The sequence below is a fragment of the Streptomyces sp. NPDC053048 genome (assembly GCF_044547045.1).
GTDB lineage: Bacteria > Actinomycetota > Actinomycetes > Streptomycetales > Streptomycetaceae > Streptomyces.
Genome location: NZ_JBITZS010000008.1, coordinates 155,661 through 169,418, shown reverse-complemented (window position 1 = coordinate 169,418; position 13,758 = coordinate 155,661). Strand labels below are relative to the sequence as shown.

13 protein-coding genes are annotated in these 13,758 nt (G+C 71.2%); 11 read left to right on the top strand and 2 right to left on the bottom strand.

Annotated elements, in window-relative coordinates:
* Nucleotides 1-142: 142 nt before the first annotated feature.
* Nucleotides 143-955: a peptidylprolyl isomerase gene (locus ACIG36_RS22385; protein ID WP_399930498.1), complete on the bottom strand. Its 813-nt coding sequence runs from the start codon at nucleotides 953-955 to the stop codon at nucleotides 143-145.
* A 196-nt stretch (nucleotides 956-1,151) separates the two neighbouring features.
* On the opposite strand from ACIG36_RS22385, the gene ACIG36_RS22380 reads away from it, so the two are divergent.
* The 4 genes from ACIG36_RS22380 to ACIG36_RS22365 all read left to right on the top strand — a co-directional run bounded on the left by ACIG36_RS22380 (nucleotide 1,152) and on the right by ACIG36_RS22365 (nucleotide 5,312).
* Nucleotides 1,152-1,862, top strand: a complete 711-nt coding sequence (locus tag ACIG36_RS22380; RefSeq protein WP_399930495.1) for an MBL fold metallo-hydrolase — start codon at nucleotides 1,152-1,154, stop codon at nucleotides 1,860-1,862.
* A gap of 10 nt (nucleotides 1,863-1,872) precedes the next feature.
* Nucleotides 1,873-3,141, top strand: coding sequence for a histidine--tRNA ligase (gene hisS, locus ACIG36_RS22375; RefSeq protein ID WP_399930492.1), 1,269 nt, complete (start codon nucleotides 1,873-1,875; stop codon nucleotides 3,139-3,141).
* 59 nt (nucleotides 3,142-3,200) lie between these two features.
* The gene (locus ACIG36_RS22370) at nucleotides 3,201-3,863 is read left to right on the top strand and encodes a vitamin K epoxide reductase family protein (RefSeq protein ID WP_399930490.1); all 663 of its coding nucleotides are present in this window, start codon (nucleotides 3,201-3,203) and stop codon (nucleotides 3,861-3,863) included.
* 84 nt (nucleotides 3,864-3,947) lie between these two features.
* Nucleotides 3,948-5,312 (top strand): replication-associated recombination protein A, encoded by a 1,365-nt coding sequence (locus ACIG36_RS22365; RefSeq protein ID WP_399930487.1) that lies wholly within the window; start codon nucleotides 3,948-3,950, stop codon nucleotides 5,310-5,312.
* An 8-nt stretch (nucleotides 5,313-5,320) separates the two neighbouring features.
* On the opposite strand, the gene ACIG36_RS22360 is transcribed toward ACIG36_RS22365, so the two are convergent.
* Nucleotides 5,321-6,037, bottom strand: coding sequence for a DUF2470 domain-containing protein (locus ACIG36_RS22360; protein WP_399930484.1), 717 nt, complete (start codon nucleotides 6,035-6,037; stop codon nucleotides 5,321-5,323).
* 191 nt (nucleotides 6,038-6,228) lie between these two features.
* On the opposite strand from ACIG36_RS22360, the gene rpsD reads away from it, so the two are divergent.
* From rpsD to ACIG36_RS22325, 7 genes are all read left to right on the top strand, one after another.
* Nucleotides 6,229-6,843 carry a 30S ribosomal protein S4 gene (gene rpsD / locus ACIG36_RS22355; protein ID WP_399930481.1) on the top strand — a complete coding sequence of 205 codons (615 nt, stop codon included), beginning with the start codon at nucleotides 6,229-6,231 and terminating at the stop codon, nucleotides 6,841-6,843.
* Nucleotides 6,844-7,062: 219 nt separating this feature from the next.
* On the top strand, nucleotides 7,063-7,506 hold the full coding sequence (locus ACIG36_RS22350; RefSeq protein ID WP_399930478.1) for a DUF948 domain-containing protein: 444 nt from the start codon (nucleotides 7,063-7,065) through the stop codon (nucleotides 7,504-7,506).
* Between the two features lie 7 nt (nucleotides 7,507-7,513).
* Nucleotides 7,514-7,843: a DUF6167 family protein gene (locus ACIG36_RS22345; RefSeq protein WP_399930476.1), complete on the top strand. Its 330-nt coding sequence runs from the start codon at nucleotides 7,514-7,516 to the stop codon at nucleotides 7,841-7,843.
* Nucleotides 7,843-10,509 carry an alanine--tRNA ligase gene (gene alaS, locus ACIG36_RS22340; RefSeq protein ID WP_399930473.1) on the top strand — a complete coding sequence of 889 codons (2,667 nt, stop codon included), beginning with the start codon at nucleotides 7,843-7,845 and terminating at the stop codon, nucleotides 10,507-10,509. The genes ACIG36_RS22345 and alaS overlap by 1 nt, the downstream gene beginning before the upstream one ends.
* Complete coding sequence (gene ruvX, locus ACIG36_RS22335; protein ID WP_399931205.1) at nucleotides 10,506-10,979, top strand: Holliday junction resolvase RuvX; 474 nt, start codon at nucleotides 10,506-10,508, stop codon at nucleotides 10,977-10,979. The genes alaS and ruvX overlap by 4 nt, the downstream gene beginning before the upstream one ends.
* 124 nt (nucleotides 10,980-11,103) lie before the next feature.
* Nucleotides 11,104-12,819: an endolytic transglycosylase MltG gene (mltG, locus tag ACIG36_RS22330; RefSeq protein WP_399930469.1), complete on the top strand. Its 1,716-nt coding sequence runs from the start codon at nucleotides 11,104-11,106 to the stop codon at nucleotides 12,817-12,819.
* Nucleotides 12,816-13,661 (top strand): shikimate dehydrogenase, encoded by an 846-nt coding sequence (locus tag ACIG36_RS22325; RefSeq protein ID WP_399930466.1) that lies wholly within the window; start codon nucleotides 12,816-12,818, stop codon nucleotides 13,659-13,661. The genes mltG and ACIG36_RS22325 overlap by 4 nt, the downstream gene beginning before the upstream one ends.
* Nucleotides 13,662-13,758 lie beyond the last annotated feature (97 nt).

Genomic DNA, 13,758 nt, shown 5'->3' with positions numbered 1-13,758 from the left:
ATCCGGGTGCGTACAGCCGCCGGATCAGGCACCCTACACAACGCCAACATAGGCGAACGGTGGCCCGGCTGTCCGTATCCCGCGCGACCGAAATTTCGCCACGGGGCATCGGGAACGAGCCGGGTTCGCGCCCCGGCCGGCGTCAGGACTTCGCCACGCTCGCCTTGTCGATCACGACGGTGGCGTTGGGCGCGCCGTCGCCGGCTCCGGACTGCTCGCCCGCGGCGGCGATCTTCTTCAGCGTCTTCATGCCCTCGTCGCCGATGGTGCCGAACGGCGTGTACTGCGGCGGCAGCTGGCTGTCCTGGTAGACGAGGAAGAACTGGCTGCCGCCGGTGTGCGGCTGACCGGTGTTGGCCATCGCCACCGTGCCCGCCGGGTAGACGTTCCCCTTCAGCTTGGAGTCCTTGAGGTTCTCGTCGGGGAGCGTGTAACCGGGGCCGCCCTGGCCGGTGCCCTTGGGGTCGCCGCACTGCAGGACGTAGATGCCGCCCGTGGTGAGCCGGTGGCACCGGGTGTGGTCGAAGAACCCTTCCTTCGCCAGGAAGTCGAACGAGTTCACCGTGTGCGGGGCGTTCGCCGCGTCCAGCTTGACGTCGATCGTGCCGCACGTGGTCTTCAGGTCCATCGCGTACGACGCCGACTTGTCGACGCTCATCTCCGGCTCGGACTTCCACGTCTTGGCGGCGGGGGAGCCGGGCGCCGGCTTGGCGCAGGGGTCCGCGACCTTCTTGGGGGTCGGCAGGGCGTCCGCGGCGGTGTCGGACTTCTCGTCGTCGCCGGACAGCGCGCCCGTCGCGTACGCCGTCGCGCCCGCGGCCAGCACCACGGCCAGTCCTGCCGCGATCACCGCGTTGCGGCGGCGGGCCTTGCGCCGCGCCGCCTCCCGGCGCTGCTGCTGCCGTTCGAACTTCTCGCGGGCGAGCTGCTTGCGCCGCTGCTCGTTACTGACCACCGGGTCGTCTCCTCGTGCCGTTGCGTGCATGTCCTGAGCCGCGAATCGCGAGTGTGCCCGTACCGTATACGGGTTCGCGGCGGCGGGAGTGCCGCCGGTAGGCTCTGATGCGGTCGGGTGTCTCCGCCGGGGGCTCCGGCCGGGGCTCGCCCCAGCCGATGACCGACCGATGACCGACCGACTTTTAAGGACGAACGTGCTCATTGCCGGGTTCCCCGCCGGGGCCTGGGGGACCAACTGTTACCTGGTCGCCCCGGCCGCAGGCGAGGAGTGCGTGATCATCGACCCGGGCCACCAGGCGGCCCAGGGCGTCGAGGAAGCACTGAAGAAGCATCGGCTCAAGCCCGTCGCCGTCGTCCTCACCCACGGCCACATCGACCACGTCGCCTCGGTCGTCCCGGTGTGCGGCGCCCATGACGTCCCGGCCTGGATCCACCCCGCCGACCGCTACATGATGAGCGACCCGGAGAAGGCCCTCGGCCGCTCCATCGGGCAGCAGCTCATGGGCGAGCTGACCGTGGGGGAGCCGGACGACGTCAAGGAGCTGACCGACGGCAGCCGCCTCGAGCTCGCGGGGCTGGAGTTCACCGTCGCGCACGCGCCCGGCCATACCAAGGGGTCGGTGACCTTCCGGATGCCCGAGAGTGCCGAGATCCCCCCGGTGTTCTTCTCGGGCGACCTGCTGTTCGCCGGCTCCATCGGACGCACCGACCTGCCCGGCGGCGACCACGCCGAGATGCTCCAGTCGCTGGCCCGCGTGTGCCTGCCCCTGGACGACTCGACCGTGGTGCTGTCCGGCCACGGCCCCCAGACGACCATCGGCCAAGAGCGCGCCACGAATCCCTACCTCAGGGAAGTGGCCGCCGGCCCTGGAGCCGGACACCCGGCTCCGCGACGAGGAATGTGACGAAAGTTCCGTGAGCACCTTCAAGGCCCCCCGGGGCACCTACGACCTGATCCCGCCGGACTCGGCGGTCTACCTGGCCGTCCGCGAGGCCATCTCCGCGCCGCTCAAGCGGGCCGGCTACGGCTACGTCGAGACCCCCGGCTTCGAGCAGGTCGAGCTGTTCTCCCGCGGCGTCGGCGAGTCCACCGACATCGTGACCAAGGAGATGTACACCCTCACCCAGCGCAGCGAGGGCAGCGAGCGGCTCGCCCTGCGCCCCGAGGGCACCGCCTCCGTGCTGCGCGCGGCCCTCGAGGCCAACCTCCACAAGGCCGGCAACCTGCCCGTCAAGCTCTGGTACTCCGGCTCGTACTACCGCTACGAGCGCCCGCAGAAGGGCCGCTACCGCCACTTCTCGCAGGTCGGCGCCGAGGCCATCGGCGCGGAGGACCCGGCGCTGGACGCCGAGCTGATCATCCTGGCCGTCGACGCCTACAAGTCGCTGGGCCTGAAGAACTTCCGCCTGCTGCTGAACTCGCTCGGTGACAAGGAGTGCCGCCCCGCCTACCGGGCCGCGCTGCAGGACTTCCTGCGCGGCCTCGAGCTGGACGAGGACACCCGCCGCCGCATCGAGATCAACCCGCTGCGCGTCCTGGACGACAAGCGCGAGGCCGTGCAGCAGCAGCTCGTCGGCGCCCCCATGCTCCGCGACCACCTGTGCGAGGCGTGCAAGGAGTACCACGAGCGGGTGCGCGAGCTGCTGACCGCGGCCGGCATCGCCTTCGAGGACGACGAGAAGCTGGTCCGCGGCCTGGACTACTACACCCGCACCACCTTCGAGTTCGTCCACGACGGCCTGGGCTCGCAGTCCGCGGTCGGCGGCGGCGGCCGCTACGACGGCCTCTCCGAGATGATCGGCGGCCCCGCGCTGCCGTCCGTCGGCTGGGCGCTCGGCGTGGACCGCACGGTGCTGGCCCTCAAGGCCGAGGGCATCGAGCTGGACCTGCCCGCCGCCACCCAGGTCTTCGCGGTGCCGCTGGGCGAGGAGGCCCGCCGCGTGCTGTTCGGCGTGGTGACCGAGCTGCGCCGGGCCGGCGTCGCGACGGACTTCGCCTTCGGCGGGAAGGGCCTGAAGAACGCCATGAAGTCGGCCAACCGCTCCGGCGCGCGTTTCGCGCTCGTGGCGGGCGAGCGGGACCTGGCCGACGACGTGGTGCAGCTCAAGGACCTCGAGAGCGGCGAGCAGAAGGCCGTGGCCCTCGACACCGTCGTGAGTGAAGTCCGTTCGGCCCAGGGCTGATTCACAGGCCGCTGGTGCAGAATGGGCGACAACGGCCTACTGATGGGATCGACAGCACTATGACGACTTCGGCACTGGACCGCTCCGACACCGATGACGTGGAACGGGACGGCCGCGCCACGGGTGCGGTGGGCGGCAGCCGTGCGTTCGCATGGCTGCTGGTGATCACCGGTGCCGCGGGACTGCTGGCCTCCTGGGTCATCACGATCGACAAGTTGAAGATCCTCGAGGCCAAGGTCGAGGGCAAGACGTTCACCCCCGGGTGCAGCCTCAACCCCATCGTCTCCTGCGGCAACATCATGGAGAGCGCCCAGGCCAAGGCCTTCGGGTTCCCCAACCCGATGCTCGGCCTGGTCGCCTACGGCGCGATCGTCGCGATCGGCCTGGCCCTGCTGGCCGGCGCCCGCTACCGCCGCTGGTACTGGCTGGGCATGGAGGCCGGCTGCCTCTTCGGCGTCGCGTTCTGCACCTGGCTGCAGTACCAGTCGCTGTACGTGATCGGGTCGCTGTGCCTGTGGTGCTGCCTGGCCTGGGTCGCCACCATCGTCATGTTCTGGTACGTCACCGTCCAGAACCTCCGGCACGGCTTCATCCCCGCGCCCGAGGGCCTCAAGCGGGGGCTGCTGGAGTTCCACTGGGTGGTGCCGGTGCTGTGGATCGGCGTCATCGGCATGCTGATCCTCACCAAGTGGTGGTGGTTCTGGACCGGCGGCACGGCCTGACCGTCCCCGCGGTACCGCTCGACCGACGCCGTCGGACCTCCGGGTCCGGCGGCGTTGTCAGTGCTGTGGCATAGGGTTTCGAACGTGGAGCCCGATCTGTTCACCGCCGCCGCAGAGGACCGCCAGGAGAAGGATCCGGCGAGCAGTCCGCTGGCCGTCCGGATGCGCCCCCGTACCCTCGACGAGGTCGTCGGGCAGGGCCATCTGCTCAAGCCCGGCTCGCCGCTGCGCCGCCTGGTGGGCGAGGGCGGCGGCGGTCCCGCCGGGCCCTCCTCGGTGATCCTTTGGGGCCCGCCCGGCATCGGCAAGACCACGCTGGCCTATGTGGTCAGCCAGGCCACCAACAAGCGCTTCGTGGAGCTGTCCGCGATCACCGCCGGGGTCAAGGAGGTGCGGGCCGTCATCGACGGCGCCCGCCGCGCCTCCGGCGGCTACGGCAAGGAGACCGTCCTCTTCCTGGACGAGATCCACCGCTTCAGCAAGGCCCAGCAGGACTCCCTGCTGCCGGCCGTGGAGAACCGCTGGGTCACCCTCGTCGCGGCCACCACGGAGAACCCCTACTTCTCGGTCATCTCGCCGCTGCTCTCACGCTCCCTGCTGCTGACCCTGCAGGCGCTGACCGACGACGACCTGCGCGCCCTGGTCCACCGCGCCCTCACCGACGAGCGGGGCCTGGGCGGCGCGGTCACGCTCCCCGAGGACGCCGAGGCGCACCTGCTGCGCATCGCGGGCGGCGACGCCCGCCGGGCGCTGACCGCCCTGGAGGCGGGCGCCGGGGCGGCCATCGCCAAGGGCGAGGGCGAGATCACCCTGGAGACGCTGGAGGAGGTCGTCGACCGGGCCGCGGTGAAGTACGACCGCGACGGCGACCAGCACTACGACGTGGCCAGCGCGCTGATCAAGTCCATCCGGGGCTCGGACGTGGACGCCACCCTGCACTACCTGGCCCGGATGATCGAGGCGGGGGAGGACCCCCGCTTCATCGCCCGGCGGCTGATGATCTCCGCCAGTGAGGATGTCGGCCTGGCCGACCCCATCGCGCTGCAGACGGCGGTCGCCGGCGCGCAGGCGGTGGCGCTGATCGGGTTCCCCGAGGCGCGGATCGTCCTGGGCCAGGTCGCGGTGGCGCTGGCGCTGGCCCCCAAGTCCAACGCCGCCTACCTCGCGATCGACGCCGCCCTGGCGGACGTGCGCGCGGGGCTGGCCGGTCCCGTCCCCGCCCACCTGCGCGACAGTCACTACAAGGGCGCCGGGAAGCTGGGGCACGGCCAGGGCTACGTCTACCCGCACGACGTGCCCGGCGGCATCGCCGCGCAGCAGTACGCCCCGGATTCCGTCCACGGCAAGCGGTACTACGAGCCGACGCGCTACGGCGCCGAGGCGCGCTACGCGGACGTGGTGGAGCGGGTCCGGGAACGACTGCGCGGCGAGAAGCCGGAGCGGGACTAGTCCGTCGCTCAGTCCATCGCCGCCTCGAAGAGGCGGTGCATCTCCGCGCGCAGGCCGACGATGTCCCGTACCGGCCGGGGGAACTCGAAGCGGGCGTCGAAGGAGCGGTCCGCCGGGGTGCCGCCGCCGTGGCGGCGGGTGAAGCGCACGCGCAGCCCGAAGCGGTCCAGGGCCACCGGCACCGCCTGGGCGTAGTCGTCGCGGGCGGCGGCCTCGCGCTCGCCCAGCAGCGAGCTCAGGCCGCGCACCTGGTCGCCGTGCCCGGAGTGCAGGTGCTGCAGCAGCTCCGCCTCGTGGCAGACGAGGGGGTCGGGGGCGGCCCTGGCGAACTCCTCGGGCTCCACGCTCTCCGCGCCCCACAGGTCGTCGACGCTGATCTCGCCCAGTTCCAGGCGCAGCAGCATCCGCCCGGCCTCGGCGACGCCGGGCACGCAGGTCAGCCAGCCCGACAGCCAGGCCCGGCCCCGGATGCGGTTGGGCACCGAGACGGGCGCCACATCGGTGAGCTCCAGCACCGCGGCCAGCTCGTCGTCCTGGGCGTGGGTGGCGGCGCGTACGGCCGGGGAATCGGCGGGCAGGACGAGGAAGACCTCGCCGTCCGGGCCCACCGTGCGCACCTCCGGCATCAGCTGGTCGGGACAGGCGCTGTCCAGCCCGGGAATCAGCAGTACCGCGGAGCATGTACTCTGTACGAGAGTTCGTGTGCGCTCGGCTGCTGACGGCATCCGTGCGATTTCAAGTCCGCTGGGACGCGGCTGACCACGATCTGATCGGACCTCCGTCGTGTCGACGCCCTCAGTGGCGGCGTCGGCCTCCTTTGCGCTGTCCGTGATGTGACTGGTGTTCCCCGGACGAGACATGCGATCTCCTTGAGTAAGGTAAGCCTAACCTAACTTACAACGGAGGTCTGGAGAACGTGCCTAACCAGTCGCGTCCCAAGGTCAAGAAGTCCCGTGCGCTCGGCATTGCGCTGACGCCGAAGGCCGTCAAGTACTTCGAGGCCCGTCCCTACCCGCCGGGCGAGCACGGCCGCGGCCGCAAGCAGAACTCGGACTACAAGGTCCGTCTGCTCGAGAAGCAGCGTCTGCGCGCCCAGTACGACATCAGCGAGCGCCAGATGGCCCGCGCCTACGACCGCGCCAAGAAGGCCGAGGGCAAGACGGGCGAGGCGCTGGTCGTCGAGCTCGAGCGTCGCCTCGACGCCCTGGTTCTGCGTTCGGGCATCGCCCGCACCATCTACCAGGCCCGCCAGATGGTCGTCCACGGCCACATCGAGGTCAACGGTGGCAAGGTCGACAAGCCGTCCTTCCGCGTTCGCCCGAACGACGTCGTGATGGTCCGCGAGCGCAGCCGCTCCAAGGCCCTCTTCGAGACGGCCCGCGCCGGTGGCTTCGCCGCCGAGGGCGAGACCCCGCGCTACCTCCAGGTCAACCTGGGTGCGCTGGCCTTCCGCCTGGACCGCGAGCCGAACCGCAAGGAGATCCCGGTCATCTGCGACGAGCAGCTCGTCGTCGAGTACTACGCCCGCTAAGACCGGCCGTAGCACTCTCCTGCGCACAGCCCGTCGTCCCGCCTGCCCCCGTGGCCGGCGGGCCGGCGGGCTCGCGCGTTTCCGGGCCCGCGCGCCCGTACGTCCGTGCCCGTACACCAGTGCCGTACGGAGCGGTAATGCGGTACGGGCGAAGAGGCCCGGCGCGATAAGGTCGATACCCGACGTTCAAGCGAAACTACAGCTAGGGAGCGGTGCAGCGTGTCCGGTGGAGAGGTGGCCGGGATCCTCGTGGCCGTCTTCTGGGCGATCCTGGTGTCCTTCGTCGCCCTGGTGCTGGTACGGCTCGCGCAGACCCTGAAGGCGGCCACCAGGCTGGTCGCCGAGGTCACCGAGCAGGCCGTGCCGCTGCTGGCCGACGCCTCCGCGACCGTCCGCTCCGCGAACACCCAGCTCGCCCGAGTCGACTCGATCACCGCCGACGTCCAGGAAGTCACGGCGAACGCCTCCGCGCTCTCCTCGACCGTCTCCTCCGCCTTCGGCGGGCCCCTGGTCAAGGTCGCCGCGTTCGGCTACGGCGTCCGGCGCGCGATGGGCCGCAAGGCGGAGCCCGTACGGGAGAGCACCGTCTTCGTCGGCAAGACCGTCGCCAAGAACCTGCCGTCCGCCCGGTTCGGCGGCCGCCGCACCCGTGGGAAGGGCTGACCCCGAAATGTTCCGCCGCACATTCTGGTTCACCACCGGTGTAGCAGCCGGTGTCTGGGCCACCACCAAGGTCAACCGGAAGCTCGCCAAGCTCACCCCGGAGAGCCTGGCCCTGCAGGCGGCCGACCGCGCGGTCATCGCCGGCCGCAAGGTCAAGCTCTTCGCGCTGGACGTCCGCGACGGCATGGCACACCGGGAAGCGGCGCTCAAGGACGCGCTCGGCCTGAACGCCGCGCCGCCCGAGCCCGAGCGGCACGCCCTCCCCGAGCAGCGCCGCCTCGTCGCTCTCGAACAGCACCACACCTACAACTCGTTCACCCGGAAAGAGGACCACTGATGGAGTCGGCTGAAATCCGCCGCCGCTGGCTGCGCTTCTTCGAGGAGCGCGGGCACACCGTCGTCCCCTCGGCGTCGCTCATCGCGGACGACCCGACCCTGCTCCTGGTCCCCGCGGGCATGGTCCCGTTCAAGCCCTACTTCCTCGGCGAGGTCAAGCCGCCCTTCCCGCGCGCCACCAGCGTGCAGAAGTGCGTCCGCACCCCGGACATCGAGGAGGTCGGCAAGACCACCCGGCACGGCACGTTCTTCCAGATGTGCGGCAACTTCTCCTTCGGCGACTACTTCAAGGAAGGCGCCATCAAGTACGCCTGGGAGCTGCTGACGACTCCCGTGGCGGACGGCGGCTACGGCCTGGAGCCGGAGAAGCTCTGGATCACCGTCTACCTCGACGACGACGAGGCCGAGCGCATCTGGCGCGACGTGATCGGCGTGCCCGCCCAGCGCATCCAGCGCCTGGGCAAGAAGGAGAACTACTGGTCCATGGGCGTGCCCGGCCCCTGCGGACCGTGCTCCGAGATCAACTACGACCGCGGCCCGGAGTTCGGCATCGAGGGCGGCCCCGCCGTCAACGACGAGCGCTACGTGGAGATCTGGAACCTGGTCTTCATGCAGTACGAGCGCGGCGCCGGCGAGGGCAAGGAGGACTTCCCGATCCTCGGCGACCTGCCCAGCAAGAACATCGACACCGGCCTCGGCCTCGAGCGCCTGGCGATGATCCTGCAGGGCGTGCAGAACATGTACGAGACCGACACCCTGCGCGTCGTGATCGACAAGGCCACCGAGCTCACCGGCGTCCGCTACGGGGCCGGCAAGGACTCCGACGTCGCGCTGCGCGTGGTCGCCGACCACATGCGCACGTCCACCATGCTCATCGGTGACGGCGTCACCCCCGGCAACGAGGGCCGCGGCTACGTGCTGCGCCGCATCATGCGCCGCGCCGTCCGCAACATGCGCCTGCTCGGCGCCACCGGCCCGGTCGTGGCCGAGCTGCTGGACGTCGTCATCCGCACGATGGGCCAGCAGTACCCCGAGCTGCTCACGGACCGCCGGCGCATCGAGACCGTCGCCCTCGCCGAGGAGGCCGCCTTCCTCAAGGCCCTCAAGGGCGGCACCAACATCCTCGACACCGCTGTCACCGAGACCAAGGCCGCCGGCGGCACCGTCCTCTCCGGCGACAAGGCGTTCCTGCTCCACGACACCTGGGGCTTCCCGATCGACCTCACCCTCGAGATGGCCGCCGAGCAGGGCCTGAGCGTGGACGAGGACGGCTTCCGCCGCCTGATGAAGGAGCAGCGGGAGCGCGCCAAGGCCGACGCCAAGGCCAAGAAGACCGGCCACGCCGATCTCTCCGCCTACCGCGAGGTCGCCGACACCTCCGGCGCCACCGACTTCACCGGCTACACCACCACCGAGGGCGAGTCGACTGTCGTCGGCCTGCTCGTCGACGGTGTGCCCTCGCCCGCCGCCACCGAGGGCGACGAGGTCGAGGTCGTCCTCGACCGCACCCCCTTCTACGCCGAGGGCGGCGGCCAGCTCGCCGACACCGGCCGCATCCGCCTCGACAGCGGCGCCGTCATCGAGGTCCGCGACGTGCAGAAGCCGGTGCCCGGCGTGCACGTCCACAAGGGCGTCGTCCAGGTCGGCGAGGTGACCGTCGGCGCGTCCGCCTACGCCGCCATCGACGTCACGCGCCGCCGGGCCATCGCCCGCGCCCACAGCGCCACCCACCTCACCCACCAGGCGCTGCGCGACGCCCTGGGTCCGACGGCCGCCCAGGCCGGCTCGGAGAACTCCCCCGGCCGCTTCCGCTTCGACTTCGGCTCGCCGGCCGCCGTGCCGGGCTCGGTCCTCACCGACGTCGAGCAGCGGATCAACGAGGTCCTCTCCCGCGAGCTGGAGGTCCAGGCCGAGGTCATGAGCCTGGACGAGGCCAAGAAGGCCGGCGCCATCGCCGAGTTCGGCGAGAAGTACGGCGAGCGCGTGCGCGTGGTGACCATCGGCGACTTCTCCAAGGAGCTGTGCGGCGGCACGCACGTCGCCAACACCGCCCAGCTGGGCCTGGTGAAGCTGCTCGGCGAGTCCTCGATCGGCTCCGGCGTGCGCCGCGTCGAGGCCCTGGTCGGCGCCGACGCCTACAACTTCCTGGCCAAGGAGCACACGGTCGTCGCCCAGCTCACCGAGCTGGTCAAGGGCCGTCCGGAGGAGCTCCCGGAGAAGATCTCCGGCATGCTCGCCAAGCTCAAGGACGCCGAGAAGGAGATCGAGCGCTACCGCGCCGAGAAGGTCCTGCAGGCCGCCGCGGGCCTGGCCGAGGGCGCCAAGGACGTCCACGGCGTCGCCCTGGCCGTCGGCCGGGTGCCGGACGGCACCGGCGCCGACGACCTGCGCAAGCTCGTCCTGGACGTGCGCGGGCGCATCAACGGCGGCCGCCCGGCCGTCGTCGCCCTGTTCACCGTGGCGGGCGGCCGCCCGCTGACCGTCATCGCCACCAACGAGGCCGCCCGCGAGCGCGGCCTGAAGGCCGGCGACCTGGTCCGCGCCGCGGCCAAGACCCTCGGCGGCGGTGGCGGCGGCAAGCCGGACGTCGCCCAGGGCGGCGGCCAGAACCCCGACGCCGTCGACGAGGCCATGGCCGCCGTCGAGCGCCTCGTGGCCGGGGCCTGAGCGCCGTGCGACGAGGCAGGCGCATCGCCGTGGACGTCGGGGACGCCCGTATCGGGGTCGCGTCGTGCGACCCCGACGGGATCCTCGCCACCCCGGTCGAGACCGTCCCCGGACGCGACATACCGCAGGCCCACAAGCGGCTCGCGGCGATCGTGGCGGAGTACGAGCCCGTCGAGGTCGTCGTCGGCCTGCCCCGCTCCCTCAAGGGAGGAGAGGGGCCGGCCGCGGCGAAGGTGCGCACCTTCGCCAAGGAGATGGCCCGCAGGATCGCCCCGGTCCCGGTCCGGCTCGTCGACGAGCGCATGACGACCGTCACGGCCGCACAGGGGCTGCGCGCCTCCGGGGTCAGCTCGAAGAAGGGCCGTTCCGTGGTCGACCAGGCGGCCGCCGTGGTCATCCTGCAGAACGCCCTGGAGATCGAGAAGGTCTCCGGCCGTCCCCCGGGCGAGGCCGTCGAAGTGGTCATCTGATCGCAATACGGTAACGTTCCGCGCGACATGGCAGCTGTTCGAATGTCTGCCGGGCAGGACCAGACGTCGGACTTTCGCGCTTCACCGGGCGCACTGGCTGCCGCTGTGCGGCTCTAGGGGATAGATGACTGAGTATGGCCGGGGTTCCGGCTCCCAACCGTGGCATCCCGAGGACCCTCTGTACGGGGACCGGGGATACGACGGGCAGCAGTACACGCAGCAGCCGCAGCAGTCGCAGCCCTCCTACGGCCAGCAGCAGCACTATCCCGGACAGCAGCAGTACGGCTGGGATCCCTCGCAGAACGCGGGGGGTTCCGGCCAGTACGCCGGCGGCAACCCCGGCGGCCAGTACGCCGGCCACAACGGCGGATACGCGGGCGGCGGCCCGTCGGACTACTACGAGTACGACACCGGCAACCACGGCTACCCGGGCCAGCAGCAGACCCCGTACACCGAGCAGCAGACCGGCCAGCACCGGACCGGCCCGCACGACACGGGCCGGCACTACGTCGGGCAGCACGACACGGGTCAGCACCAGGTCGGGCAGCACGACACCGGGCAGCACCAGGTCGGTCCGCACCACACCGGGCAGCATCAGGTCCCGCGGTCGCAGGCGACGATGGAGTCCGACTCCGTCGAGGAGAAGATCTCCCTCTTCGACGACCCCGTGCCGGCCACCGCCGAACCGGAGGCGGACGAGCCCGAACCGCGCGAGGAGCGCGGCCGCGGCCGTGACCGGCGCGGCAAGGGCAAGGACAGGGAGAAGAAGCCCAAGCGCCGCAGCGGCACCGCCTGCCTGCTGGTCGCCGTCGTGCTCGTCGGTGGCGTGGGCGGCGGCGGATACCTCGCCTACGACTACTGGCAGACCCATTTCGGCGCCGCGCCCGACTACGAGGGCGAGGGCTCCGGCGAGGTGCAGGTGGAGATCCCCAAGAACTCCAGCCTCACCAAAATGGGTGAGGTCCTGCAGCAGGCCGGCGTGGTCAAGAGCGTCGGCGCCTTCACCGAGGCCGCGGGCAAGAACCCCAAGGGCAAGTCCATCCAGGCCGGCACCTATACCCTGCGCAAGGAGATGTCGGGCGCCGCGGCCGTCGAGATGATGACCAACGCCGCGAACTTCCTGACCATCGCCGAGGGCCGGCGGGCCGTGCAGATCTACGGTGCGATCGACGAGAAGCTGGGGCTCCCGGCGGGCACCACCAAGGACGTCGCCAGGAACCAGGCGAAGAACCTCGGGTTGCCCGAGTGGGCCAACAGCGACCCCAACATCAAGGACCCGCTCGAGGGCTTCCTCTACCCCTCGCAGTACAGCGCGGGCAAGGGCACCAAGCCGGAGGCCATCCTCCGGCAGATGGTGGCGCGGGCCAAGGAGAACTACGCCAAGCAGGACCTGGAGGGCAAGGCCAGGGAACTGGGCCTGAAGTCCCCGCTCCAGCTGATCACCGTGGCGAGCCTGGTCAACGCCGAGGGCATGACGCACGACGACTTCCGCAAGATGTCGCGGGTCGTCTACAACCGCCTCAAGCCCACCAACACCGAGACGAACGGCAAGCTGGAGTTCGACTCGACCTACAACTACCTGAAGAACCAGAGCAAGCTGGACCTCAGTCCCAAGCAGCTCCGCGCCTTCGACGACCGCTACAACACGTACTTCTACAAGGGCCTGCCCCCGGGCCCCATCGGCAACCCGGGCGCCGAGGCGCTCAGGGCGGCCATGGATCCCGAGCCGGGCGACTGGTACTACTTCGTCTCCATCAACGAGAAGACGACGTTCACCAAGAACCTGCAGGAGCACCAGAAGCTCGTGGACGAGTTCAACAAGAGCCGGAAGACGCAATGACCGGCCCGACGCGGCACCGCCGGCGCGCGGCGGTGCTCGGTTCCCCGATCGCCCACTCCCTCTCGCCCGTGCTGCACCGGGCCGCCTACGCGGACCTGGGCCTGGACGAGTGGACGTACGACCGCTTCGAGGTCGCCGAGGCCGCCCTGCCGGGCTTCCTCGACGGCCTCGACGGCAGCTGGGCCGGGCTCTCGCTGACCATGCCGCTCAAGCGCGCGGTGATCCCGCTGCTGGACGAGGTCAGCGACACGGCCCGGTCCGTGGAGGCCGTCAACACCGTCCTGCTCACCGAGGACGGCCGCCGCCTCGGCGACAACACCGACATCCCCGGCATCGCCGCCGCGCTGCGCGAGCGGGGCGTGGAGAAGGTGGAGGCCGCCGCCGTCCTCGGCGCCGGAGCCACCGCCTCCTCCGCGCTGGCCGCGCTCGCCCGGATCTGCGACGGCGAGGTCACCGCCTATGTACGCAGCGCCGAGCGGGCCGCCGAGATGCGCGGCTGGGGCGAACGGCTCGGCGTGTCCGTCCGCACCGCCGACTGGTCCCGGGCGGCCGAGGCGCTGACCGCGCCCCTGGTGATCGCCACCACCCCGGCCGGTGCCACGGACGCCCTGGCGGGCGAGGTCCCCGAGCACCCCGGCACGCTCTTCGACGTGCTCTACGAGCCGTGGCCCACCCCGCTGGCCGCCGCCTGGGCCGCACACGGCGGCACCGTCCTGGGCGGCCTGGACCTGCTGGTGCACCAGGCGGTCCTCCAGGTCGAGCGGATGACCGGCCGCGTCCCGGGCCCACTGGCCGCGATGCGCGCGGCGGGCGAGGCGGCGCTGGCGGCGCGCACCCGCTGACACGCCGGGATGCTTCCCACAACCTGAGCCGGTCGGTCCACAAGCTGGACCGGCCGCCGGGAACCCGCCCACGGCGTGGGAGGATCGGGGTGAGCAT